20 protein-coding genes are annotated in these 23,927 nt (G+C 73.0%); 15 read left to right on the top strand and 5 right to left on the bottom strand.

Translation table 11 applies throughout. The features are described from left to right. Positions 1-999, top strand: coding sequence for a thiamine-phosphate kinase (gene thiL / locus J2X63_RS16690; protein WP_309979288.1), 999 nt, complete (start codon positions 1-3; stop codon positions 997-999). Here the strand turns inward: thiL and rsmD are convergent. After that, entirely contained in the window at positions 969-1,601 is a 633-nt protein-coding gene (gene rsmD, locus J2X63_RS16685; protein ID WP_309979286.1) for a 16S rRNA (guanine(966)-N(2))-methyltransferase RsmD, read from the bottom strand. The genes thiL and rsmD overlap by 31 nt on opposite strands. 78 nt (positions 1,602-1,679) lie before the next feature. Between rsmD and J2X63_RS16680 the strand changes: the two genes are divergently transcribed. From J2X63_RS16680 to mutM, 10 genes are all read left to right on the top strand, one after another. Further along, positions 1,680-2,501: a tetratricopeptide repeat protein gene (locus tag J2X63_RS16680; protein ID WP_309979284.1), complete on the top strand. Its 822-nt coding sequence runs from the start codon at positions 1,680-1,682 to the stop codon at positions 2,499-2,501. Next, complete coding sequence (locus J2X63_RS16675) at positions 2,498-4,702, top strand: ATP-dependent DNA helicase RecG (protein WP_309979282.1); 2,205 nt, start codon at positions 2,498-2,500, stop codon at positions 4,700-4,702. The genes J2X63_RS16680 and J2X63_RS16675 overlap by 4 nt, the downstream gene beginning before the upstream one ends. A 51-nt stretch (positions 4,703-4,753) precedes the next feature. Then, on the top strand, positions 4,754-5,245 hold the full coding sequence (coaD, locus tag J2X63_RS16670; protein WP_159606486.1) for a pantetheine-phosphate adenylyltransferase: 492 nt from the start codon (positions 4,754-4,756) through the stop codon (positions 5,243-5,245). Continuing rightward, complete coding sequence (locus J2X63_RS16665) at positions 5,242-6,279, top strand: AAA family ATPase (RefSeq protein WP_396133168.1); 1,038 nt, start codon at positions 5,242-5,244, stop codon at positions 6,277-6,279. The genes coaD and J2X63_RS16665 overlap by 4 nt, the downstream gene beginning before the upstream one ends. A 1-nt stretch (position 6,280) precedes the next feature. Then, positions 6,281-7,690 (top strand): DUF58 domain-containing protein, encoded by a 1,410-nt coding sequence (locus tag J2X63_RS16660; protein WP_309979280.1) that lies wholly within the window; start codon positions 6,281-6,283, stop codon positions 7,688-7,690. Beyond that, positions 7,680-10,007, top strand: coding sequence for a DUF3488 and transglutaminase-like domain-containing protein (locus tag J2X63_RS16655; RefSeq protein WP_309979278.1), 2,328 nt, complete (start codon positions 7,680-7,682; stop codon positions 10,005-10,007). The genes J2X63_RS16660 and J2X63_RS16655 overlap by 11 nt, the downstream gene beginning before the upstream one ends. A gap of 11 nt (positions 10,008-10,018) precedes the next feature. Beyond that, complete coding sequence (locus tag J2X63_RS16650; protein ID WP_309979276.1) at positions 10,019-10,582, top strand: DUF177 domain-containing protein; 564 nt, start codon at positions 10,019-10,021, stop codon at positions 10,580-10,582. 9 nt (positions 10,583-10,591) lie between these two features. Beyond that, positions 10,592-10,795, top strand: a complete 204-nt coding sequence (gene rpmF, locus J2X63_RS16645; RefSeq protein ID WP_022887809.1) for a 50S ribosomal protein L32 — start codon at positions 10,592-10,594, stop codon at positions 10,793-10,795. A 91-nt stretch (positions 10,796-10,886) separates the two neighbouring features. Beyond that, entirely contained in the window at positions 10,887-11,549 is a 663-nt protein-coding gene (rnc, locus tag J2X63_RS16640) for a ribonuclease III (RefSeq protein ID WP_309980177.1), read from the top strand. Between the two features lies 1 nt (position 11,550). Then, positions 11,551-12,504: a bifunctional DNA-formamidopyrimidine glycosylase/DNA-(apurinic or apyrimidinic site) lyase gene (gene mutM / locus J2X63_RS16635; RefSeq protein ID WP_309979271.1), complete on the top strand. Its 954-nt coding sequence runs from the start codon at positions 11,551-11,553 to the stop codon at positions 12,502-12,504. On the opposite strand, the gene J2X63_RS16630 is transcribed toward mutM, so the two are convergent. Next, positions 12,410-13,546 (bottom strand): GNAT family N-acetyltransferase, encoded by a 1,137-nt coding sequence (locus J2X63_RS16630; protein WP_309979270.1) that lies wholly within the window; start codon positions 13,544-13,546, stop codon positions 12,410-12,412. The genes mutM and J2X63_RS16630 overlap by 95 nt on opposite strands. A 169-nt stretch (positions 13,547-13,715) precedes the next feature. Between J2X63_RS16630 and smc the strand changes: the two genes are divergently transcribed. After that, on the top strand, positions 13,716-17,234 hold the full coding sequence (gene smc / locus J2X63_RS16625) for a chromosome segregation protein SMC (RefSeq protein WP_309979268.1): 3,519 nt from the start codon (positions 13,716-13,718) through the stop codon (positions 17,232-17,234). 55 nt (positions 17,235-17,289) lie between these two features. On the opposite strand, the gene J2X63_RS16620 is transcribed toward smc, so the two are convergent. Together J2X63_RS16620 and J2X63_RS16615 are read right to left on the bottom strand one after the other, a co-directional pair. Further along, a complete protein-coding gene (locus J2X63_RS16620; protein ID WP_309979265.1) occupies positions 17,290-18,954 on the bottom strand; it encodes an alpha-amylase family protein in 1,665 nt (554 codons plus the stop codon). Further along, the gene (locus J2X63_RS16615; RefSeq protein ID WP_309979263.1) at positions 18,951-19,919 is read right to left on the bottom strand and encodes a TIGR03885 family FMN-dependent LLM class oxidoreductase; all 969 of its coding nucleotides are present in this window, start codon (positions 19,917-19,919) and stop codon (positions 18,951-18,953) included. Before J2X63_RS16615 ends, J2X63_RS16620 begins: the two co-directional genes overlap by 4 nt. Before the next feature lie 102 nt (positions 19,920-20,021). Here J2X63_RS16615 and ftsY point away from each other — a divergent pair, with 102 nt between their 5' ends. The 3 genes from ftsY to ffh all read left to right on the top strand — a co-directional run bounded on the left by ftsY (position 20,022) and on the right by ffh (position 23,062). Beyond that, positions 20,022-20,897 carry a signal recognition particle-docking protein FtsY gene (ftsY, locus tag J2X63_RS16610; RefSeq protein ID WP_309979261.1) on the top strand — a complete coding sequence of 292 codons (876 nt, stop codon included), beginning with the start codon at positions 20,022-20,024 and terminating at the stop codon, positions 20,895-20,897. Between the two features lie 9 nt (positions 20,898-20,906). Beyond that, positions 20,907-21,395: a hypothetical protein gene (locus J2X63_RS16605; RefSeq protein ID WP_309979259.1), complete on the top strand. Its 489-nt coding sequence runs from the start codon at positions 20,907-20,909 to the stop codon at positions 21,393-21,395. Between the two features lie 80 nt (positions 21,396-21,475). Beyond that, entirely contained in the window at positions 21,476-23,062 is a 1,587-nt protein-coding gene (gene ffh, locus J2X63_RS16600; protein ID WP_309979257.1) for a signal recognition particle protein, read from the top strand. 9 nt (positions 23,063-23,071) lie between these two features. Here ffh and J2X63_RS16595 read toward each other — a convergent pair whose 3' ends face one another. Continuing rightward, a complete protein-coding gene (locus tag J2X63_RS16595; RefSeq protein ID WP_309979256.1) occupies positions 23,072-23,896 on the bottom strand; it encodes a fused MFS/spermidine synthase in 825 nt (274 codons plus the stop codon). Between the last annotated feature and the right edge of the window lie 31 nt (positions 23,897-23,927).

The raw sequence follows: 23,927 nt of genomic DNA, 5'->3' as shown, positions 1-23,927 counted from the left end.
ATGGAACGAGCTGCGCGCCCGGCTGGGGCCACCGTCGGCGAACTGGGCGAATCGGCCGTGCTGGCGCGCATCCTGCCGCGGCTGGCGCCCGGGGACGCGGCCCTGCTCGGCGCCGGCGACGACGCGGCCGTCGTGGCTGCGGCCGACGGGCGCTTCGTGGTCACGACCGACCTGCTCGTGCACGGACCCGACTTCCGCCTCGCTTGGTCGACGCCGTTCGAGCTGGGCTGGAAGGCTGCAGCGACCAACCTGACCGATGTCGCCGCGATGGGCGCTCGGCCCACCGCCCTGGTCGTCGCGATCGCCGCACCACCGACGACGCCCGTGTCGGTGCTCGAGGGCATCGCCGCGGGCATGCGCGAGGGACTTGCCGCACTCGCGCCGGGCGCCGGCGTGGTGGGCGGCGACCTGTCCGCGTCGACGGTGCTCACGATCGCCGTGACCGCCTTCGGCGACCTCGAAGGACGCGCGCCGATCCTCCGTTCGGGCGCGCGCGTGGGTGACATCGTGGCGCACGCCGGTGCACGCGGCGATGCGGCACGCGGTCTCGCGCTCCTGTTCGCCGAGGGGGTGGATGCCGCGGGCGAGCCCGATCCCGATCGCGCCGCCGCGGTGCGCGCCCGGCATCCCGAACTCGTGCGTGCCCAGCTGGCGCCCGAGCCGCCGGTGTTCGCGGGGGTCGTCGCCGCCATCGCGGGAGCCACGTCGATGCTCGACGTCTCCGACGGGCTCGCACGCGACGCGCGCCGGGTCGCGGAGGCGAGCGGGGTGTCGTTCGACTTCGCCGCCGCCGCACTCGGCCCCGACGTGCGGGTCGCCATGGCGGGCGGCGAGGACCACGGCCTGCTCGCCACCTTCCCCGCAGGCGTGGCGCTGCCCGCGCCGTTCGAGGCCGTCGGCCGGGTGGTCGCGGGTGACGGGGAGGTGCTCGTCGACGGCCGCGACGCCGGCTCGGACGGGTGGGACCCCTATTCCGGCTGGGACGGACGAGCCGGCTGACCCGAAGCGGGCTGATCCGGAGCGGGCGTATCGAGAGCCCGAGCGCGCTCGGCCCACCACAGGGTCGTCTCGCCGTAGTCGCGGCGCCGGTCGGGAACGATGCCCTCGGGCCAGGCCGGCTCGGGAGAGCGGGAGCTCCGTTCGACGACCACGATGGCGTGGCGGGAGAGCAGCGGCGCGAGGAGCGCGAGGTCGTGGGCGAGCGCCCCCTCGCCGAGGTCGTAGGGCGGGTCGATGAAGACGAGGTCGAACCCGCCCGATGCGGTCTCGAGGTACGAGGCCACGCCGCGCACGACCACGCGGATGCGGGGGCCGGCCCCGCGCATCGCGCGCCCCACCGCGTCGGCGTTCCGCCGGCACACGTCGGCCGCGGGCTTGGCCTTCTCGACGAGCACGACCTCCGCGGCGCCGCGCGAGGCGGCCTCGAGGCCGAGCGCGCCGGAGCCGGCGTAGAGGTCGAGCACGGCCGACCCGTCGATGGCGTCGCGGGACTCGAGGGCGGAGAAGATCGCCTCGCGCACGCGGTCGCTCGTGGGCCGCGTGCCGGAGCGCGGCACGGCGAGAGTGAGCGAGCCGGCGGATCCGGCGATGATGCGGGTCATGCTCCCGGCAGCATATCGACGCGGACGTGCGGTGTCATGCCCGCGCGAGGGCGCCTCCGCCGCTGCCATGATGGAGGGGTGGATGACTCGACCGACCAGGTGCCCGCCGAACCGTCCCGACACCGCGGGGACGAACAGCAGATGATCGACCGCCTCTGGGACTTCAGCGACCCGGCGGCGAGCGAGGAGCGATTCCGGGAGGCTGCCGACGACGACACCCATCCGGCGCATGTGCGCGCGGTGCTCGCCACCCAGCTGGCGAGAGCGCTCGGCATCCAGGGCCGCACCGCCGAGGCGCTCGCGGTGCTCGACGCCGTGGCGGCCGAGGGCATCCCCGCCGAGGACCCCGAGCGCGACGCCGCCGAGGTCAGGGCCCGCGTCGCGATCGAGCGGGGCCGCATCCTCGCCGCTGCCGACCGGCGTCCCGAGGCGGTGCCCGAGCTCACCCGCGGCGTGCGCGAGGCCGCCGTCGCCGGGTCGCCGTTCCTCGTGCTCGACGCCCTGCACATGCTCGCGCTGAACGATGAGGGCCACGAGGAGGAGTGGGCGGCCGAGGGCCTCGACGTGCTCTCGACCTCACGCGACCCCCGCGTGCTGCGGTGGGGGGTCGCCCTGCACAACAACCTCGGCTGGACGATGCACGACGCCGGCCGCGCTGAGGCCGCCCTCGCGCAATTCGAGCAGGCGGTGGAGTCGGCCGACCGCTACGGCACCGCCGAGCAGCAGCACGTCGCCCGCTGGTCGGTCGCCCGGTGCCTGCGCACGCTCGGTCGCACGGAGGAGGCGCTCGACCTCCAGCGCGAACTCGCCAGGGCACGCCCCGACGACCCGTACGTGCAGGCCGAGCTGGCCGAGCTGGCGGGCGCGGAGTCGGCGGGGGAGCCTACGATCGAGGCATGACGGCCGAAGGAGCGGATGCCGCTGGCGCCGGCCGGTTCACCCTCGACACCCGGCTCTCGGGCGCGCTCGGCGGGCGCACGGCGCAGGCGGTGGAGCGCGCGTTCGGCTACCGCACGGTCGGCGAGATGCTCGGCCACTACCCGCGGCGGTACGCGCTCCGGGGCGAGCTCACGGCACTCGCGAGCCTGCCCCTCGACGAGAACGTCACGATCGTCGCCGAGGTGCTCGAGGTGCGCGTGCGCGAGATGCGCCAGCGCCGCGGCTCGATCCTCGAGGCGAAGATCTCCGACGGCACCGGCATCCTGACGCTCACGTTCTTCAACCAGAAGTGGCGCGAGAACGACCTGCGTCCGGGGCGCCGCGGCATCTTCGCGGGCAAGGTCGGCGACTACCGGGGCAACCGGCAGCTGGCCCACCCCGACTACGAGCTGTTCGACGACGCGACGCCCATCACGGCGGATGCGGCCGCGGCCAAGCGCTGGGCCGAGGCGCCCATCCCCATCTACCCGGCGACGAGCACGCTGGCGAGCTGGCAGCTGGCGAAGTCGATCGAACTGCTGCTCGACGGCCTGGGCGAGGTCGACGATCCGGTCCCCGCCGCCGTGCGCGCGGCGCGGTCGCTCCTCGACCAGCGACGCGCCTTCGAGGCCATCCACCGCCCCGAGGTCGAGGCCGACTGGAAGGCCGCTCGTCGCACGCTGCGCTTCACCGAGGCGTTCGTGCTGCAGACCGCACTGCTCCTGCGCCGAGCCGAGCTTCGTGCGCACTCGACGACCGCGCGACATCCGTCGCCCGGCGGCCTGCTCGAGCGGTTCGACGCGTCGCTGCCGTTCACGCTCACGGGCGACCAGCAGTCGGTGGGGGCGGAGATCGCCGACGACCTCGAGCAGCCCGTGCCGATGAACCGGCTCGTGCAGGGCGAGGTGGGCTCGGGCAAGACGGTGGTCGCCCTGCGCGCCATGCTCGCCGTGGCAGACTCCGGCGGGCAGTCGGCGCTGCTGGCGCCCACCGAGGTGCTCGCGGCCCAGCACCTGCGCTCCATGGTGCGCATGCTCGGCCCCGAGCTGTCTGCCGCGCTGGTGCCGACCCTGTTGACCGGGCAGCTGGCCACCGCCGAACGGCGCAAGGCGCTGCTGCGCGCCGCGGCCGGGCAGTCGCGCATCGTCGTGGGCACGCACGCGCTCATCGGCGACAACGTCTCGTTCGCCGACCTCGGCCTCGTGGTCGTCGACGAGCAGCACCGGTTCGGCGTCGAGCAGCGCGAGGCGCTGCGGCTCAAGGGGCAGCATCCGCCGCACGTGCTGGTGCTCACCGCCACGCCCATTCCGCGCACGGTGGCGATGACGGTGTTCGGCGACCTGGACGTGTCGACGATCCGGGAACTGCCCGCCGGGCGCGCCGGCATCGAGTCGCACGTGGTGCCGCTCGCCGACCGGCCGGGCTGGCGCGCGCGGGTCTGGGAGCGCCTGGCCGAGGAGGTGGAGCTCGGCCGTCAGGGATTCGTCGTGTGCCCCGCGATCGAGGCCAAGGTCGCCGAAGACGACGGCGAGTCGGCCGAGGGAGGCGACGCGTCCGAGAGTGCAGGCCCCGCGGCATCCGTCGCGTCGGTGCTGGCCGAGCTCACCGCGCACCCGCGGTTCACGGGCACGCGGGTCGCGCCACTGCACGGCCGCATGAGCGCCGACGAGAAGGATGCGACGATGCGCGCGTTCGCGGCGGGCGACCTCGACGTGCTCGTCGCCACCACCGTCATCGAGGTGGGGGTCGACGTCCCCAACGCGAGCGCCATGGTCGTCGTCGACGCCGACCGCTTCGGGGTGTCGCAGCTGCACCAGCTCCGGGGCCGCGTGGGCCGGGGGAGCGTGCCCGGGCTGTGCCTGCTCGTCACCGCGGCCGAGCAGGGCTCGCTCGCACGGCAGCGGGTCGAGGCCGTGGCGGCGACACTCGACGGGTTCGAGCTCGCCCGCGTCGACCTCGAGCTCAGGCAGGAGGGCGACGTGCTCGGGGCCGTCCAGTCGGGCGGCAGGTCGTCGCTCAAGCTGCTCCGCGTGGCGCGCGACGGCGACGTCATCGCCGATGCGCGCGAGCTCGCGGCAGAGGTGCTCGCCGCGGATCCGGGCCTCGACGGGCATGCGGCGCTCGCCGCGGAGGTGCGGCGCCGTGTCGACGCCGAGGCCAGCGGATTCCTGAGCAAGGGCTGAGACTCTGGATCGGCCCTTTCGCGCCGAGTTCCGCGCACTACGCTGGTGCGTATGCAGCGGATCGCCGTCGTCCCAGGATCATTCGACCCCGTCACGCTCGGCCACCTCGACGTCATCGGGCGGGCCGCGGGGCTCTACGACGAGCTGCATGTCGTCGTCGTGCACAACCCCGACAAGTCAGCCCTCCTGCCGATCGCGCAGCGCGTCGCGCTCATCGAGCGCTCGATCGCCGACGCCGGCATCCAGGGTCGCATCGTCGTCGCGTCGTGGAGCATGGGGCTCCTGGTCGACTACTGCACGGACGTCGGCGCGACCGTGCTCGTCAAGGGCATCCGCTCGCAGATCGACGTGGCATACGAGACGCCGATGGCGATCGTGAACCGCCACCTGGCCGGCGTCGAGACCGTCTTCCTCCTCCCCGACCCGGCGAACGCCCACGTGTCGAGCTCGCTCGTGCGACAGGTGTCCGCCCTCGGCGGCGACGTCGCGCCCTACGTGCCCGTCGCCGTCTCCGACTACCTCCAGGCGGCGATGACGACATGACCGAGGCGGCTGTGACCCTCAGTGGCGCCGGCGACGCGGCCGACGTGCCCGAGCTCGTGATGGGCATCGACGAGGTGGGGTCGCGCGCGGCCACCATCGTGCAGAACGTCGAGACCGTCATCGCCGGCAAGCGCGACGCCATCACCGCGGCGCTCACCGTGCTGCTGGCCGAGGGCCACCTGCTCATCGAGGACGTGCCCGGCGTGGGCAAGACGATGCTCGCCAAGGCGCTCGCCCGCTCGGTCGACAGCACGGTGAGCCGCATCCAGTTCACGCCCGACCTGCTGCCGAGCGACGTGACGGGCGTGTCGGTGTTCGACCAGGCCAGCCGCCGCTTCGAGTTCAAGCGCGGGCCGGTGTTCGCCAACATCATCATCGGCGACGAGATCAACCGCGCGAGCCCCAAGACGCAGTCCGCCCTCCTCGAGTGCATGGAGGAGCGACAGGTCACGGCCGACGGCACGACGTACGTGCTCGAGCCGCCGTTCACCGTCGTCGCCACGCAGAACCCGGTCGAGATGGAGGGCACCTACCCGCTGCCCGAGGCGCAGCGCGACCGATTCATGGCGCGCGTCTCGATGGGCTACCCGTCGCCCACCGACGAGATCGCCATGCTCTCCCAGCGCGAGACGTCGAGCCCCCTCGACCGACTCGGGCCGGTCGTCACGCTCGCCGAGCTGCGCGACATGATCGCGGCCGTGCAGCACGTCTTCACCTCCCAGCCCGTCAAGGAGTACGCGGTGCAGCTCGCCCGCGCCACTCGCGAGGATCGACAGCTGCGGCTCGGCGCGAGCCCCCGCGCCACCCTGCAGCTGATCCGCGCGGCGAAGGCCCACGCCGCCATGCACGGACGCGACTTCGTGCTGCCCGACGACGTCGACGCGCTCGCCGTGCCCGTGCTCGCCCATCGGCTCGTGCCCACGAGCCGGGCCGTCGGCTCGCACGACCGCGACAGCGGGCCGCTCATCGACGCCATCGTGCGCCGCATCGTGGGGGAGACGCCGGTTCCGGTCGGCAGCGCACGAAGGAACTGACATGTCCCGCCCGCGTCCCCTTCGCGTCTCGGCCTGGCCGCGACTCACGCGTCGTGGGGGCACGCTGGTCGTGGTGGGCGTGGCGCTGCTCGCGGTGTCGCTGTGGTTCGACCTGCGCGACATCCTGCTGCTCGCCTTCGTGGGCATCGCGATGCCCGCCGCGGCCGCGGTGTTCGTGGTCGTCCGCACGCCCCGGCTCGCGGTCACCCGGGCGTTCGCCCCGCCGGTCGTGGCGGCCGGAGGCTCGACGCGCGTGTCGCTCGTCGTGAAGAACCGCGGACGCCGCACCTTCGACGGCGCGCACTGGCGCGACACGGCGCCCGCAGGCGTCACCGCGCCGCCCGAGGCGATCCTGCCCGCGATCGGCCCGTACGAGGGGGTGCTCCCATCGGGGGACGACACGGTGCGGCTCGAGTACCGGCTCCGGATGCCGCGGCGCGGCGTCGTCTCGGTCGGACCGCTGCGCGTCGGCATCACCGATCCCTTCGGGCTGGCAAGGATCGACCGCGAGATCGGCACGGGGCACGAGCTGGTGGTGACGCCGCGGGTCACGCCGCTCGAGGCCGCGCTCGGCAGCGCCGCCTCGATCGACGGGGTCGTGCACGGACTGCAGCGGCGGTCGCATCCGAACTCCGACGAGCTGATCGCCCGCGAGTACCGCTACGGAGACCCGCTCCGCCGGGTGAACTGGGCGGCCACGGCGCGGCGCGGCGAGCTCATGGTCCGCGAGGAGGAGCAGCGCGGCGATCCCGAGGCGCGGATCCTGCTCGACACGACGATGGCCGGTCGTCCGCACGTGTCGTCGTTGCGGCGCGAGCACGACGATCGCCCGCACCACGCCTTCGAGCTCGGCATCGAGGTGGCCGCGTCGATCGGCGTGCACCTGCTCGAGCGGGGCTTCCAGGTGCGCTGCACCCAGGTCGTCGACCCCGAACGCGGCATCGTCCCGGGGAGCGCCCTCGACGGCGGCTACCGGATGCCGGGCGGCGACCGCGTGCTGCTCGAGGACCTCGCCCGGCTCGACGAGCCCGGGCGTGCCGCTCCGCATGAGGGCGCCGCGACCGCCGGCCGGGAGTCCCGTCCGCGGGCGCGCGAGGCGCGGGCGCCGGGATTCGCCGTGCTCGTCGATCCCGACGAGCAGGACGCCGCCAATCTCGTGGCGTTGCGGCCGATGTTCGAGCCCGCGGTCGCGTTCGCTGCGGAGACCACGTCGAAGCGGGTGCTCGATGCGCTCGAGGAGGCGGACTGGCGCATCGTGCGGGTGCGCAGGCCCGGCGACATCGGCGACGCCTGGGCCGGAGTGGCGGTGACGGCCCGCGGCCACGGCTCGGGTGGCACCGCCCTCGACGCCCGCGATGTGCTCGATGACCGCGATAGCACGGTCGACGGGGCGGTGGGCGATGCGACCTGAACCGGCCCCCCTCTCGCGCGCGCAGCGCCTCGCGCTGACGCTGTCCTCGTTCCTCGTGCTCGTGATCGCCACGATGGCCCTGGGTCCCCTCATCGCGGGCAGTGGCTGGTGGTGGCTGTGCGCGTTCGTCGCCGCGGGCACGCTCTTCTCGGGCTTCGGACTCCGGGCGCTGCGCACGCCGCCGTCGCTCGTGCCGGTGCTCGAGGCGGGGGTGCTCGTCCTGCTGCTCACGCTCCTCTTCGGCGGCTCGACGAGCTTCGCGCTCCTCATCCCGACGCAGGGCACGTTCGAGACGTTCGGCGAGCTCCTCGGGGGCGCCCAGCGCACGATCGAGCAGCAGGCCGTGCCGGCGATCACCGTGCCCGCCTTGTCGTTCGTCCTCGCACTCGGCGTCGGCGTCCTCGCGATCCTGATGGACGTCCTAGTGCAGACGCTGCGGATGCCGGCGCTCGCCGCGGTGCCGGCGCTGGTGCCCATCCTCATCCCGGGCTTCATCATCGAGGCCGGTGCCGAGCTGCCCACGCTCGTGCTCACCGCCGCGGCCTACCTCCTGCTCCTCCGGGTCGACGTGCGCGTGCGCCGCAGGGCCCGCCTCGACGCCGGCGACGAGGGCAGCGAGGTCGCCACGGTCATCGCGCCCAAGCGCGTGCCCATCGTCTCGACCCTCGGCGCCTCGCTCGGGCTCGCGGCCGTCGGCCTGCTGGCCGCGTCGGTGCTCGCAGCGTCCACGCCGAGCATCTCCACGAGCCTGCTCCTCGGCTCGCCGTCGCAGGGCACCCTGTTCGCCCGGGGCGTCAGCCCGTTCATCGACCTCGGCCGCGACCTCCGCCGCCCGGAGGCGAGTCCCGCGTTCCACTACCTCGCGCGGGACGGCGACCGGCCCTACTTCACGCTGCTCACGCTCGACCGGTTCGAGGGCGAGGTCTGGAGCGCGACCGAGCGCGCCGTGGACGGCGACAACACGGTCGACGCGCTGCCGCGCCCGCGCGGGCTGTCCCGCGCGGTCGAGACGTCGGAGCATCCGATCGACGTGGTCATCGACGACGTGCGCACGACCTGGCTGCCCGTGCCGTACCCGACCTCGAGCATCGAGGGCCTCGCCGGGTCGTGGTTCTGGGAGGACGACTCGCTCACGGTGCGCAGCGTCGACGCGGACACCGACGGCCAGCGCTACCGCGTCACCCGCCTCGACGTGGCACCGACCCCGAAGCAGCTGCGCGAGGCCGACCCCGACGTGCCCGAGAACCTCGCGCCCTACCTGGCACTCCCCGAGGAGATGCCGGCGATCATCACCGACACCGCGGCATCCGTCACCGCCGGGAGCGCCTCGAAGTACGACGCCGCCGTCGCGATCCAGGCGTACCTGCGCGGCGTGGACTTCGACTACTCCACCGACGCCCCCGTCGAGGAGGGCTTCGACGGCGGTGGCTTCGACGTGATCGCGAAGTTCCTCGAGGTGAAGGAGGGCTACTGCGTGCACTTCGCCTCGACGATGGCGGTGCTCGCCCGCGAGGTCGGCATCCCCGCCCGCATCTCCATCGGCTACACGCAGGGCTCGCCGACCGAAGAGCGCGTCGAGGGCGTGCAGCGCGTCGAGGTGGACTCCCACGACCTGCACTCGTGGCCCGAGCTCTACTTCGACGGCATCGGCTGGGTGCCGTTCGAGCCGACGCCAGGTCGGGGCCTCGTGCCCGACTACTCGCGTCCGGGCGCAGGCGAGGAGCGCGACCCGAACGTGCCGAATGCCGCGACCTCCACTCCCGGGGCGGGCGACCGATCGGGACTCGATCCCGATCGTGGGCTCGCCGGTCCGGCCGGCGGTGCCATCGCGACGGCGGGCGAGTGGTGGCTCCGCGGTGGTGCGCTGGCCCTCATCGCGCTCGTCGTGCTGCTCACGCCTGCGGCATTCCGGCTGAGCCAGCGGATGTCGCGGCGCGGCCGGATCCGGCGCGGCGAACGACCCGCGGATGCCGCGTGGGACGAGCTGGTGGCCACGGCGCTCGACCTCGGCGCCGGCGGTGGAGAGGCCGAGACCGCCCGCGCGTTCGCCGCGCGGATCGCCGAACGGGAGGCGTTCGCCGCAGATCCCGACCTGCAGGCGGCACTGCTGCGCCTCCGCGACGCCGTCGAGCGCGAACGGTACGGGCGGACACGCGGGGCGGCCGATCGACAGCTCGCCGACGACCTGGGCTCGGTGCGCTCGGCGCTCCTGACCGACGCGACCACCGGCGAACGCGCGAGGGCCCTCTTCGCACCCCGCTCGCTCTTCGATCGCGTGCGGAGGGCGCTCGGCGATCGGACGGCGGCCGGGGCGTAGAATCGTCGATCGTGGCCATTCAGCATTCGCCGTTCCGAGTGAACGTGCGCGACCTCGTGAACCGTCCGGGCGAGATGCGCGAGCAGCGCCTCGCGATCCCCGTGGGCGACCCGATGGGCGAGGGACTCGTCGCCGTCAGGGCAGGCTCCGAGCTCGACCTCGGCGTGCGCCTGGAGTCCGTGCACGAGGGCGTGCTCGTGACCGGCGAGGTCGACGCGGTGGCCGAGGGGGAGTGCGGCCGATGCCTCATCGACATCGCCCTGCCCGTTGAAGTCGAGTTCCAGGAGCTTTTCGCGTATCATTCTGGAGAAGCTTTCGAGTATGAGGTTCAAGACGACCACGTGGATCTTGAATCGCTCATCCGAGATGCGGTAGTGCTGGCACTGCCGTTCCAGCCGGTGTGCCGGCCGGACTGCCCGGGTCTCGACCCAGAGACCGGGGTCCGACTGGCTGATCATCCGGAACTCGTCACCCCTGAGCAGCGCGACCCGCGATGGGCCGCGCTCGCGGGGTTCGAAGCTTCCGAAGACCAAGGCTCGGATGCCGCATCCGACGCCCCCCAGCAGAGAGATTGAGAGAGAGTCATGGCTGTTCCCAAGAGGAAGAAGTCACGAGCCAACACGCACGCGCGTCGTTCGCAGTGGAAGGCCGAGGTCCCCACGCTCGTCAAGACCGTCGAGAACGGCAAGGTCACCTACAGCCTTCCGCACCGCGCCAAGGTCGTCGAGGACTCCGCGGGCACCCCGCTGTTCCTCGAGTACAAGGGCCGCAAGGTCGCCGACGTCTAGTCGGCCCCGACTCGCCTACCGACCGGTCGTGACGCGCACGGAGCACACGGGGACGGAGTCCACGGCTCCTTCGGAGCATTCACTCGACGAATTGCAGCGGTCGCTGCAGATCGAGGTGGACCCGGCCCTGCTCCAGCTCGCGCTCACGCACCGGTCGTTCGCGTACGAGAACGGCGGCATCCCCACCAACGAGCGCCTCGAGTTCCTCGGCGACTCCATCCTGGGGCAGGCCGTCACGGTCAAGCTGTTCCGAGACCACCCCGACCTCGACGAGGGCGAGCTCGCCAAGCGGCGGGCGAGCCTCGTCTCGAGTGCCGCGCTCGCCGAGGTGGGGCGCAGCATCGGCGTCGGACCCTACGTGCTGCTCGGGCGGGGCGAGACGATGACCGGCGGCGCCGACAAGCCGTCGATCCTCGCCGACACCGTCGAGGCGATCATCGGCGCCGTCTACCTCGACTCGGGCGGCGACGCCGCCACGGCCTTCGTGCTGCGCCTCGTCGGGCCGCTCCTCGACGACCCCGAGCGGTTCGGCGCGGCCATGGACCCGAAGACCAGCCTGCAGGAGATCGCGGCGCGACGCAGCGCCCCGCCGCCCGTCTACACGGTCACGGAGTCGGGACCAGACCACAACAAGCACTTCATCGCCACCGTCTCGGTCGGCGACCTGGTGCAGGCCACGGGCGAGGGCTCGAGCAAGAAGCAGGCCGAGATGGCCGCAGCACTCGAGGCCTGGACCGAGCTGAACGCCGTCTGACGTGCCCGAGCTGCCCGAGGTCGAGGTCGTCCGCGCCGGCCTCGCACCCGCCGTCACCGGCGCGCTGGTGACCGCCGTCGACGTGCTCGACCCGCGGGCGCTGACCCGCCACGTCGCGGCATCCGGCGACTTCGAATCGCTCGTCACGGGTGCCCGCATCGCGGCGGCGGTGCGTCGCGGCAAGTTCCTCTGGCTGCCCATCGGCCCCGACCGGGCGATCGTCGGCCACCTCGGCATGAGCGGCCAGCTCCTGCTGCGCACGCCCGATCACCCCGGCGACGACCGGCACGCGCGCGTGCGCCTGCATCTCGAGCATCCCGAGCACGGGGAGTTCCGCATCGACTTCGTCGACCAGCGCACCTTCGGCTCGCTCGCGGTGGATCGGCTCGTTCCGACCGCCGACGGCGAGGTGGCCGGCTTCTCCGCCGGCGTGACCGGGCCGTGGGATCGGAGCATCCCGGCGCAGGTCGCGCACATCGCGCGCGATCCGCTCGACCCGGCCTTCGACGACGTCGCCTTCCTCGATGCCCTCGCGCGGCGCGCCTCGGGCGTCAAGCGGGTGCTCCTCGATCAGAACCTCGTGAGCGGCGTCGGCAACATCTACGCCGACGAGTCGCTCTGGGCGGTGCGCCTGCACGGAGAGCAGCCCGCGGCATCCCTGTCGCGGCGCCGGGCGCGCGACCTGCTCGCGGCGGTGCGCGACGTGCTCGGCAAGGCCCTCGCCGAGGGCGGCACCAGCTTCGACGCGCAGTACGTCAACGTGAACGGCGCGTCGGGCTACTTCGCCCACTCGCTGAACGCCTACGGCCGTGCCGGCCTGCCGTGCCCGCGTTGCGGCACCCCCATCGTGCGCGAGGCGTTCATGAACCGGTCGTCGCACCGGTGCCCGCGATGCCAGCGGCTCCGGATGCCGCTGCGGACGCCGGTCGCTGCCAGCTCGCGTCCAGCCCCCTGAGCTCGAATCCGAGCGCCAGGTTGATGGCGAGCATGTGGTCGTTCTCGTCGGCGTTCCACGTGAAGACCTCGCCTCGCTCGGGCTCGACGTCGCCCAGCCGCACGAGGTTCGCGAGCTTGAGGAGCATCCCGAGGGCATGGCCGCGGTGCGCGCCGACGACCAGCGTGTCGGACTGGTAGGCGATGGGTCGGCCGTCGGGCAGTTCGAGCTCCGTGTAGCCGGCGACCTCGCCTGCGTCGGTGACCGCTGCGGCGACGAGCACGCCCGTGGCGCTGTCGCGGCGTTCGTCCTCGTAGGCGCGCACGCGGTCGGCGGTCCACACCTCGTCGTCGTACTGCAGCCCGCCGGCTGGCACGTCGTGCACCATGCGTGCCCGAGCCGCTGCGTAGGCGTCGGCGAGCTCGTCGGGCGCGCGATCCTCCCAGGTGCGCAATCGGTAGCCGGCATCGGATGCCGCGGGCTCGCGTTCCCCGAGCGCGGCGACGAACTCCTCCAGGCGCCCGTCGACGCGGAGCCCGCTCACGCGTTCGACCTGCTGCAACGCATAGCCGTGCGCCACGGCGAATCGCGCCGCGGGGTCGGAGGCCGGCAGTTCGGCGTCGCCGTCGGGGGCGCGCAGCACCTCGCCCGTCGTGCGGAGACTCGCGCCCCCGTGCTCCGACCACCCGACGAGCGCCGGACGCCCGACCGCTGCCGCATGGGCCTCCATCGCGGCGAGCAGGGCACTGCCGACGCCGCGGCCGCGACGGTCGGGCCGCACGCCGAGCGATATCTCGGCCATCCTCGCCTGCGGGTCGCTCTCCCACACCATGGCGGCCGCGCCGACCAGGTCGTCACCCTCGTAGGCGCCGACCTCCACGCGGCGGCGGAAGCGCTGGTCGCGATGTCGCACGAGGAGCTCGGCGGCGGTGAACTCGAAGTGGTCGTGGCCCCAGGTCTCGAGGGCGACGAGGCGGGTGAGGTCGACGTACGCCTCCAGCGGCCGCGCCTCGGCCGTGTCGAGGCGGGCGGGCACGGGCACGGGTCGGATGTCGATGGCCACGGGATCGTCCTCCTCGCCGTCGGTCGGACAGCCGCCCAGACTATCGGCGGGCGCGGTGCGCCGGCAACGATCGATCCTCAGCTTCGCGGCGAGGGTGCGCGGGAACCGGGCGCCCGCTCGGGTACGCTCGTGCGAGGCATCCGCACGACCCAGCCGCACCCGGGGGACCATGTACCTGAAGAGCCTGACGCTGAAGGGATTCAAGTCCTTCGCGCAGCCGACCACGTTCGCGTTCGAGCCGGGCGTCACCTGCATCGTCGGTCCCAACGGCTCGGGCAAGTCGAACGTGGTCGACGCGCTCGCCTGGGTGATGGGCGAGCAGGGCGCGAAGACCCTCCGCGGCGGCAAGATGGAGGACGTCATCTTCGCCGGCACGGCGACGCGCGGCCCCCTCGGGCGAGCCGAGGTGAGCCTCACGATCGACAACGCCGACGGCGCGCTGCCGATCGAGTACAGCGAGGTCACGATCTCGCGCACGCTGTTCCGCAACGGGGCGAGCGAGTACGCCATCAACGGCGAGACCTGCCGGCTGCTCGACGTGCAGGAACTGCTCAGCGACTCGGGGCTCGGCCGCGAGATGCACGTCATCGTCGGCCAGGGGCAGCTCGACGCGGTGCTGCACGCGAGCGCCGAGGACCGGCGCGGCTTCATCGAGGAGGCCGCGGGCATCCTCAAGCACCGCCGCCGCAAGGAGAAGACGCTCCGCAAGCTCGACGCGATGCAGGCGAACCTCACCCGGCTCTCCGACCTCGCCGGCGAGATCCGGAGGCAGCTCAAGCCGCTCGGCCGCCAGGCCGAGGTGGCCCGCGAGGCCGCCACGATCGCCGCCGTGGTGCGCGACGCGCGGGCACGGCTCCTCGCCGACGAGGTCGTGGGCCTCCGCCGCGCGCTCGACGAGCACGGGCGCAGCGAGTCCGAGCGGCACAGCGAGCGGCAGGTGCTGCAGCAGGAGCTCGAGCAGCACCAGGCCAGGGTCGAGCGACTCGAGGCGACCTACCTCGGCGACGACGTCGACGCGGCACGCTCGACCTCGCACGCGCTCGAGTCCGCGCAGGAGCGACTGCGCGCGCTCGACGCCCTCGCCCGGCAGCGCATCGCCCTGCTGAGCGCCCAGGTCGAGCCGACGGATGCCGCGCCGAGCGTCACCCGCGCCATGATCGACGAGGCGACCACCGGACTCGACGGCTTCGGTGCGGCCGTGGGCGAAGCGGCCGCGGCCCTCGAGGATGCGGTCGCCGGCACCAGGGCCGCCCGGGTCGAGCTCGACCGCGTCGACGAGGGCATCGCCCGGGACGGCGCCCGCGTCGCCGCCTACGACCTCGAGCTGTCCAAGCTCGCCGGGCAGGCCGACACCGCCGCGTCCAGGCTCGCCGCCGTGCGCGGAGAGGTGCTCCGGCACGCGAACGCGCTCGAGGCCGCCGCCGGGCGTCGGCACGCCGCCGCCGCCGAACTCGCTCGGGTCGAGGCCGAGGCGGAGGCCGGCGAAGGCGCCGAGACCGACCTCGACGAGGCGTACGAGCTCGCGCAGGCGGCCGTGTTCGAGGCGGAGGGGGAGATCGAGCGGATCCGCGAGGAGCTCCACGGGCGCGAACGCGAGCAGGGCGCCCTGGCGGCTCGCACCGCGGCGCTCTCGCTCGCCCTCGACCAGAAGGACGGCTCGGCCGCCCTCGTCAGCGCCCACGTCGACGGCGTACGGGGGCTCCTCGCCGAGTCGTTGCACGTCGAGCCCGGGTACGAGCCCGCCGTGGCGGCCGCACTCGGGTCGCTCGCCGACGCCGTGCTCGTCGACGACCGCGCGGCCGCCTTCCGGGCCCTGGAGCACGCCGAGCGCGGCGAGCTCGGACGCGTCGCCCTCGCCATGGCCGACCCCGGCGTGGCCGCCCGCGGCAGTCACGCGGTCGACGGCCTGACCGCGGCATCCGATGTCGTGACCGCCCCCGCCGGCGTGGTGGCCCTGCTCGCCGAGGTGCTCATCGCCGACGACCTCGCCGCGGCCCGCGCCGCCGAGCCGGGGCTCGCCCGGCTCGACGGACCGGTGACGGTCATCACGAAGGACGGCACGGTCGTCGGGCGCTATGTGATCCGCGGCGGCACCGGACGCGAGCAGAGCCGCATCGAGCTCATCGCCGAACGCGACCGCGCGGGCGCTCGGCTCGAGGAGGTGCGGGCCGAGCTCGAGCGCTCACGGTTCGAGCTCGCGGAGCAGCGCGGCATCCTCGAGCAGTCGAAGGACCAGTCCAAGCGCGCCCTCGCCGCGCTCCGCGAGTTCGACGCGCAGCTGGCGCAGCGCACCGAGCGGCTGAACCGCGCACGCGTGCAGGCGGAGGCCGTCGAAGCCGAGACCGCCCGCCTCGAGCAGGCCGCGGCGAACGCCCATGAGCGCGTGGCCGACGCCGAACGCGCCGCCGACGAGGCGAAGGCCGCGCTCGACGAGGCGCGTGCCGTGCCCCGACCGGTGCTCGACGCGACGGCCCGCGACGGCGCCGTGGCCGCGCTCGAACGGGCGCGTGAGCTCGAGGTGGAGGGCCGCCTGCGGCTCGAGACCGCCCGCGAGCGCGTGCGCGCCGAGGAGGCTCGGGTGCGCGCGATGGAGCGGCAGTTCGAGGCCGAGCAGCAGGCCGCAGCGGATGCCGCGCGCCGGGCGGTCGTGCGCCGCGCGCAGCTCGCCGCGGCCACCCGCGTCGCGGACTCGCTGCCGGCCGCACTCGCCTCGGTCGACGCGTCGGTGGCCGAGGCCCGCGTCGCCCTCGGACGCGCGGAGGCGCAGCGCGCGAGCCGCAACGAGGAGCTCCAGCAGGTGCGCCGCCAGGAGGCCGCCGTGCGCGAGCGGCTGCACGCCGTCACCGAGGACGTGCACGGCCTCGAACTGCGCATCTACGAGAAGAAGCTGCACGTCGCCGGCCTCGTGGAGCGCGCGGAGTCGGAGCTGGGCCTGGGCGAGGACGTCCTGGTCGACGAGTACGGCCCCAACGTCGAGATCCCCGGCGAGGACGAGGAGTCGGCGCCCCGCCCGTTCGTGCGCGAGGAGCAGCAGCGCCGCCTGGCGGCCGCCGAGCGCAAGCTGGCCCAGCTCGGCCGGGTCAACCCGCTCGCGCTCGAGGAGTTCGCCGCGCTCGAGCAGCGGCATCAGTTCCTCTCGGAGCAGCTCACCGACCTCGCCAACACCCGCAAGGACCTGCTCACGATCATCGAGGAGATCGACGGGAAGATGGAGGCGATCTTCCGCGGCGCCTTCGACGACACCCAGGCGGCGTTCGCCGAGGTCTTCCCGGTGCTCTTCCCGGGCGGCACGGGCAGCATCACGCTGACCGACCCCGACAACATGCTCACGACCGGCATCGAGGTCTCGGTGAAGCCGGCCGGCAAGAAGATCGAGCGCCTCTCGCTGCTCTCGGGCGGCGAGCGGTCGCTGGCCGCCGTCGCGCTGCTCATCGCCATCTTCAAGGCGCGTCCCAGCCCGTTCTACATCATGGACGAGGTGGAGGCGGCGCTCGACGACGCCAATCTCGGCCGCCTCCTCACCACCATGGAGGACCTGCGCGAGTCCAGCCAGCTCATCGTCATCACGCACCAGAAGCGCACGATGGAGATCGCCGACGCGCTCTACGGCGTCTCGATGCGCCAGGACGGCGTCTCCGCCGTCGTCGGCCAGCGGGTGCGCGAGGAGCGCGAGGCCAAGGCCAGCTGAGCCGAGCGAGCGGATGCCGCAGGCGCGCGCCCGCGGCATCCGCTCGCGGTGCGACTCAGGTGAGCCGGCGATCGCCCGGATCGACGACGCGGAACCAGCGGTACCCGTAGGCGTCGAGGTGCACGTCGATGCGCCCGCGCTCGTCGAGGTCGAACGCGTCGACGGCGAACAGGTCGGAGAACCGGGCCCCGGTGGGCACCTCCCCGAGCTCGAGGGTGACGGTGGCCGGCCGCGGCGCGAAGTTGTGCACCGCGACGAACCGGCCGACGTCGGCGGTGAGCTGGTGGGCGAGCACCGCGTCGTTGCCCGTGTCGAGCAGGTCGAGCCGGCCCCAGCCGATCTCGGGCGAACTGCGGTACCTCACTGCGAACTTGCGGATGGTCGCGAGCAGCGAGTCGGGGTCGTGCATCTGCGCCTCGACGTTCACGTGCTCGGGCGCGTAGCCGTCGGCGGGCGGGGCGGCCACGAGCCGATTGGGCCGAGCGCGCGAGAAGCCCCCGTTCACCTCGTCGGTCCACTGCATCGGCGTCCGCACGGTCATCCGGCCGCCCTCCTCGCGGTTCTCGCCCATGCCGATCTCCTCGCCGTAGAAGAGCACGGGCGTGCCGGGCAACGAGAAGAGCAGGCTGTAGACCATCCTGATGCGCCGTGGATCGCCGTCGAGCATCGGCGGGAGGCGCCGCGCGATGCCACGCCCGTACACCCGCATCCACTCCTCGGGCGCGAAGGCGTCGAACACCTCCTGGCGTTCCGCGTCGGAGAGCTTGTCGAGGGTGAGCTCGTCGTGGTTGCGCACGAAGTTCGCCCACTGCGACTCGGGCTCGAGGTGGGGCCGCCCGGCGAGCGACGCGGCCAGCGGCCTGGCGTCCTCGCGGGCGAGTGAGAGGTACAGCGCCTGCATGCCGAGGAAGTCGAACTGCATCGTGAGCTCGGCCGGGTGGCCCGGGCGACCGAAGAACTCGAGCTGCTGGTCGAACGGCAGGTTCACCTCGCCCAACAGCACCGCCTCGCTCGACCGGCGCTGCAGGAACCTCCGGATGTCGCGGAGGAACTCGTGCGGGTCGCCGATGTCGACCCCGTCGGGCGGCTCGATGAGGAACGGCACGGCGTCGACCCGGAAGCCCGAGACGCCCATCTCCAGCCAGAAGCCGATCGTCTTCGCGATCTCGTGGCGCACGGCCGGGTTGGCGATGTTGAGGTCGGGCTGGTGCCGGTAGAAGCTGTGCAGGTAGTACTGCTCGGTGCGCTCGTCGTACTCCCAGACGCCGTCCTCCTCGCCGGGGAACACGCTCTTCGCCGGATGCGCGGGCGGCTCGTCCCGCCAGACGTAGTAGTCGCGGAACGGCGAGGTGCGGCTGCGCCTGGCCGACCGGAACCAGGGGTGCCGATCGGAGGTGTGGTTCATCACGAAGTCGATGATCACCCGCATGCCGCGGTCCCGGGCGGTGCGCAGGAACTCCGCGACGTCGCCGAGCGAGCCGAGCCGGGGGTCGACGCCCGTGAAGTCGGTGATGTCGTACCCGTCGTCGCGGTCGGGCGTCGGCTGGAACGGCATCAGCCAGAGGCAGGTCACCCCGAGCTCGGCGAGGTGGTCGAGCCGGTGCCCGAGGCCCTCGAAGTCGCCCGAGCCGTCGTCGTTCCAGTCCATGTACGTCTCGACGTCGAGGCAGTAGACGACCGCCGTCTTCCACCAGAGGTCGCTGCGGTCGGTGATCTTCATCGGCCCACCCCCCTCAGTGCGGGGAGGACGTGCTCGCCGAAGGCGTCGATGAACGCGTCCTGCTCGGCGCCGACGTGGTGGAGGTAGATGCGGTCGACGTCGAGCTCCGCGATGCCGGCGAGGTGGTCGAGGTGCCGTGCGGTGTCGGACGAGGCGAGCAGCGTGGCGGCCACGTCGTCGAGCGTGGCATCGGCCGTGCGGGCGTCGAAGTCCTCGGGGCGGTCGAGCTCCCACGAGAGGTGCGCCGGCACGAGGCTCTGCCGCCACTGGTCGTGCGCGATGGCGAGCGCTTCGTCATCGGACGGCGCCCAGCTCAGGTGCACCTGCACGGCGACCGGGCCTCGGCCGCCGGCCTCGCGGTAGGCGTCGATGAACTCGCGCAGCCCGTCCGGCCCCTGATCGACGGTGATGACGCCGTCGGCCCATGCCGCGACGCTGCGCGCGGTCTCGGTGCTGATGGCGGCGGCGAACAGGGGCGGCGGCTCGTCGGGGCGGCTCCAGATCCTCGCGCGGTCGACCCGGATGCGGCCGTCGGCGGTCACCTCGTCGCCGGCGAGCAGGGCGCGGATGACGTCGACCGATTCGGCGAGCCGCGCGTCGCGCTCCTCCTTCGCCGGCCACGGGTCGCCGGTGACGTGCTCGTTGATCGCCTCGCCGCTGCCGAGGGCCGCCCAGAACCGCTGCGGGTACATCTCCGCGAGGGTGGCGAGCTTCTGCGCGGCGATCGCCGGGTGATAGCGCTGCCCGGGCGCCGTCACGACGCCGAGCGAGAACGAGGTGGCCTCGAGCGCAGCGCCGAGCCAGCTCCACGCGTACCCCGAGTGCCCCTGGCGCACGCTCCACGGTTCGAGGTGGTCGCTGCACATGGCGGCGTCGAAGCCGGCCTGTTCGGCGCGCCGCACCGCGTGGAGCAGTCGGCTGGGCGGCAGTTGTTCGTGCGAGGCGTGGAATCCCACGATCGTCATTCGCACTCCTTCCGTCGTCCCCGAGGGTTCCGTGGCCCCGGGGGAGCGGCAACCCCTTGCAGGGGCACCGGCCGCGGTGTACCGGCGCTCTAGGCTGGAGGCATGGCAGAACGCGCATCCTGGTCGCTCGGTGCGGCCCTCCGCGGGGTCTTCGGAGCGAAGACGATCGACGAGGACACCTGGGACGATCTCGAGTCCGCGCTCATCCGCGCCGATTTCGGCCCCGCCGTCACCGAGGAGATCGTGGCCGCCATCAGGGCCCAGGTCGAGCGGTACCGCACGACCGATCCTCGCGACGTGCAGCGGATGCTGCGCGAGCTCATCGAGGAGCGACTCGCGAAGTACGACCCGACGCTGAAGCTCACGGAGCGTCCCGCCGTCGTGCTCGTCGTCGGGGTGAACGGCGTCGGCAAGACCACGACGATCGGCAAGTTCGCGCGGTTCCTGCGCACCTACGACCGGAGCGTCGTCGTGGGCGCGGCCGACACGTTCCGTGCCGCCGCGGTCGACCAGCTCGCCACCTGGGCGGAGCGGGCCGGCGTGGGCATCGTGCGACCCGAGCGCGAGGGCCAGGACCCGGCATCCGTCGCCTTCCAGACGGTCGAGAAGGCCAAGCGCGACGGCATCGAGATCGTCATCATCGACACCGCGGGTCGCCTGCACACGAAGGGCGGGCTCATGGACGAGCTCGGCAAGATCCGCCGCGTCGTCGAGAAGCAGGCGCCCATCAGCGAAGTGCTGCTCGTGCTCGACGCGACGACCGGGCAGAACGGCCTGGCGCAGGCCGAGGCGTTCATCGAGCACGGCGGCGTCACCGGACTCGTGCTCACGAAGCTCGACGGCAGCGCGAAGGGCGGCTTCGTGCTCGCGGTGCAGGAGAAGACCGGTCTGCCGATCAAGCTGATCGGCCAGGGCGAGGGCATCGGCGACCTCACCGGGTTCACGCCGCACGTCTTCGCGCAGAAGCTCGTGGGCTAGGAGGAGCACATGGCGATCGAACACGACTACTTCGGGGTCATCGGCGAGTACTGGGCCGAGATGATCGAGTTCGGCGACCAGCGCGTCGAAGTCGTCCTCGAGGCGGAGGACGGCATGGTGACGTCCGCGTCGCTGGATGCCGCGGCCGTGCTCGTCGGCGAGCTCGAACTCGTCGATGAGGACGTGCGCTCCGCGTTCGTGGGCCAGCTGGACTCGGGAAGCAGCCCGGTCATGCGGTTCCTCGACGTGCTCCTCGACGCCGACCTCGAGCAGGCCGACGAGATCGACGGGGCCATCGGGCGGGATTCGGGCGATCGGCAGGTCGACGCCCTGCGCTCGCTGTCGCTCCTGCGCGTCGACCTCCGGCCCGAGGCCGACGGCGACGGAGAGCCCTTCGCCGAGTTCGAGTACGCGCTCGCGCCCGACGACACCGACGAACGGCTCATCGCGGCGATCGACGTCGGCCGCGCGGTCGTCGACGTGCGCTTCGAGGGGTAGCCGGGGCGTCCGGCCACCCGTCGGCCGCCGACCGGGCACCGATCGGCCGCACCCTCGCGCTCGCTTAGACTTGGTGCACCATGGCTACCTTCGGAAACCTGTCTGACCGCCTCGCCGAGACCTTCAAGAACCTCCGCACCAAGGGCAAGCTGTCGGCGGCCGACGTCGACGGCACCGTGCGCGAGATCCGTCGCGCGCTGCTCGACGCCGACGTCTCGCTCGACGTAGTCAAGCAGTTCACGGCGCACGTGCGCGAGCGCGCCCTCGGCGACGAGGTCAACAAGGCGCTGAACCCGGCCCAGCAGGTCGTGCAGATCGTCAACGAGGAGCTCGTGGCGATCCTCGGCGGGGAGCAGCGCCGGCTGCAGTTCGCGAAGAACCCGCCGACCGTGATCATGCTCGCGGGCCTGCAGGGCGCCGGCAAGACCACGTTGGCCGGAAAGCTCGCGAAGTGGCTCGTGAAGGACGGGCACACGCCCATGCTGGTCGCGGCCGACCTCCAGCGCCCGAATGCCGTGAACCAGCTGCAGGTCGTCGGCGCGCAGGCCGGAGTCCCCGTGTTCGCCCCCGAGCCCGGCAACGGCGTCGGCGACCCGGTGCGCGTCGCGAAGGACGCCGTCAAGCAGGCCGAGCGCGCCCAGCACGACGTGGTCATCATCGACACCGCTGGCCGCCTCGGCGTCGACGCCGAGATGATGAAGCAGGCCGCGAACATCCGCAAGGCCACCAACCCCGACGAGGTGCTCTTCGTCATCGACGCGATGATCGGCCAGGACGCCGTCGTCACGGCCAAGGCGTTCCAGGAAGGCGTCGACTTCACCGGAGTCGTGCTCTCCAAGCTCGACGGCGACGCCCGCGGTGGCGCCGCGCTCTCGGTCGCGTCGGTCACCGGCCGGCCGATCATCTTCGCGTCCACCGGCGAGGGCCTCGACGACTTCGAGCCGTTCCACCCCGACCGCATGGCGAGCCGCATCCTCGACCTCGGCGACATCCTGACCCTCATCGAGCAGGCCCAGCAGGCCTTCGACGAGGAAGAGGCGATGAAGGTCGCCGAGAAGCTCGCGACCGAGCAGTTCACGCTCGAGGACTTCCTCGCCCAGATGCAGCAGCTCCGCGGCGCGGGCTCGATCAAGAAGATGCTCGGAATGCTCCCCGGTGCGGGCGGCATGAAGCAGCAGCTCGAGAACTTCGACGAGCGCGAGATCGTGCGCACCGAGGCGATCATCCAGTCGATGACACTTGCCGAGCGCCGCAACCCCAAGCTCCTCAACGGCTCCCGGCGCCTGCGCATCGCACGCGGCTCCGGCATGACCGTCACCGACGTGAACCAGCTCGTGCAGCGCTTCGAGCAGGCCGCCAAGATGATGAAGACGGTGGCCCGCGGCGGCATGCCCCAGATCCCCGGCATGGGGCCAATCCCGGGTGGCGGCGGCTACGGCGGCGGCAAGCGCCAGGCGGCCAAGGGCAAGAAGAAGTCGTCGGGCTCGCGGTCGGGCAACCCCGCGAAGCGCGCCGCCGAGAACGCGGCGATCGCGTCGGGGGTCACCCCGGCCGGCCAGGGTCCGACGCCCGCGGGTTCGGGCTTCGGCCTGGGCGGCGGTACGGGCGCGAAGGCGGCGCCCAGCGAAGAGGAACTCGCGGCCCTGCAGAAGTTCCTCGGGCGCTGACCCGGCCGCTCAGTCGAGCGGATCGGCGTCGCGGCGAACGGGCGCGGCGTCGATGAACTCCGCGAGCGACGAGTCGCGCAGCATGACGACGGGTCGTGGCCCCGCGTCGGCGAGCCGGAGGACCTGCTCACCGGGCAGCGGCGCCGCGGATGCCACGAGCACGACGTTGCCGAGGCTCGCCCCGTCGACCACCTCGGCGGCCGTGACCGCGAACACGTCGTCGAACACGGATCCCAGGGTCGCGGCGACCTCGCGGGCCGTGCGGAGGCCCGGCGCCGCCAGGGTGTTGACGACGACGAGGCCGTCCGCCGCCGTCAGGCGCTCGAGTGCGGCGAAGAACTCCGCGGTGGACAGGTGACGGGGCGCCCGGCTGCCCGAGAACACGTCGACGAGCACGAGGTCGTATCCCGCTCCCACCTTCGCGGCGCGCTCCACGGCCGCGCGGGCGTCGCCGAACTCCGCGGTGAGCTCCACGTCGTCGCGAAGCGGGAGCGCGGCGAGCACGAACTCGAGGAGCTCCCGATGGAGTTCCACCACGTGCTGCGCCGACCCGGGCCGCGTCGCCGCGAGGTAGCGGGCCACGGTGAGGGCGCCGGCGCCGAGGTGCAGCACCCGCAGCGGGTGGCCGGGCTCGCGGCATCCGTCGACCAGTGCGGCGATGAGCCGCGTGTACTCGAGCTGCAGGTCGAGCGGGTCGTCGAGGTTGACGTGGGACTGGGTGGTGCCGTCCACGACGAGCGACACGCCGCCGTTCGTGCCGCGCCCGGCGAGCAGTTCGGCGACGAGGCGTGCGCCGCCGGCGTCGGGGTCGAGTTCGAGGCGAGGGTCGGCCATGCCTCCACATTAGGTCTGCGTCGTTCGCTGA

This window comes from Agromyces sp. 3263, assembly GCF_031456545.1.
Lineage (GTDB): Bacteria > Actinomycetota > Actinomycetes > Actinomycetales > Microbacteriaceae > Agromyces.
Note: the sequence above shows the minus strand (reverse complement) of the source record. Positions and strands in the feature narration are given on the sequence as shown.

Excerpts from the sequence above, each read along its gene's own strand:
- thiL (WP_309979288.1), top strand. The coding sequence starts at position 1 with ATGGAACGAGCTGCGCGCCCGGCTGGGGCCACCGTCGGCGAACTGGGC.
- rsmD (WP_309979286.1), bottom strand. The coding sequence starts at position 1,601 with ATGACCCGCATCATCGCCGGATCCGCCGGCTCGCTCACTCTCGCCGTG.
- J2X63_RS16675 (WP_309979282.1), top strand. The coding sequence starts at position 2,498 with ATGACGGCCGAAGGAGCGGATGCCGCTGGCGCCGGCCGGTTCACCCTC.
- coaD (WP_159606486.1), top strand. The coding sequence starts at position 4,754 with ATGCAGCGGATCGCCGTCGTCCCAGGATCATTCGACCCCGTCACGCTC.
- J2X63_RS16665 (WP_396133168.1), top strand. The coding sequence starts at position 5,242 with ATGACCGAGGCGGCTGTGACCCTCAGTGGCGCCGGCGACGCGGCCGAC.
- J2X63_RS16660 (WP_309979280.1), top strand. The coding sequence starts at position 6,281 with ATGTCCCGCCCGCGTCCCCTTCGCGTCTCGGCCTGGCCGCGACTCACG.
- J2X63_RS16655 (WP_309979278.1), top strand. The coding sequence starts at position 7,680 with ATGCGACCTGAACCGGCCCCCCTCTCGCGCGCGCAGCGCCTCGCGCTG.
- rpmF (WP_022887809.1), top strand. The coding sequence starts at position 10,592 with ATGGCTGTTCCCAAGAGGAAGAAGTCACGAGCCAACACGCACGCGCGT.
- smc (WP_309979268.1), top strand. The coding sequence starts at position 13,716 with ATGTACCTGAAGAGCCTGACGCTGAAGGGATTCAAGTCCTTCGCGCAG.
- J2X63_RS16620 (WP_309979265.1), bottom strand. The coding sequence starts at position 18,954 with ATGAAGATCACCGACCGCAGCGACCTCTGGTGGAAGACGGCGGTCGTC.
- J2X63_RS16615 (WP_309979263.1), bottom strand. The coding sequence starts at position 19,919 with ATGACGATCGTGGGATTCCACGCCTCGCACGAACAACTGCCGCCCAGC.
- ftsY (WP_309979261.1), top strand. The coding sequence starts at position 20,022 with ATGGCAGAACGCGCATCCTGGTCGCTCGGTGCGGCCCTCCGCGGGGTC.
- J2X63_RS16605 (WP_309979259.1), top strand. The coding sequence starts at position 20,907 with ATGGCGATCGAACACGACTACTTCGGGGTCATCGGCGAGTACTGGGCC.
- ffh (WP_309979257.1), top strand. The coding sequence starts at position 21,476 with ATGGCTACCTTCGGAAACCTGTCTGACCGCCTCGCCGAGACCTTCAAG.
- J2X63_RS16595 (WP_309979256.1), bottom strand. The coding sequence starts at position 23,896 with ATGGCCGACCCTCGCCTCGAACTCGACCCCGACGCCGGCGGCGCACGC.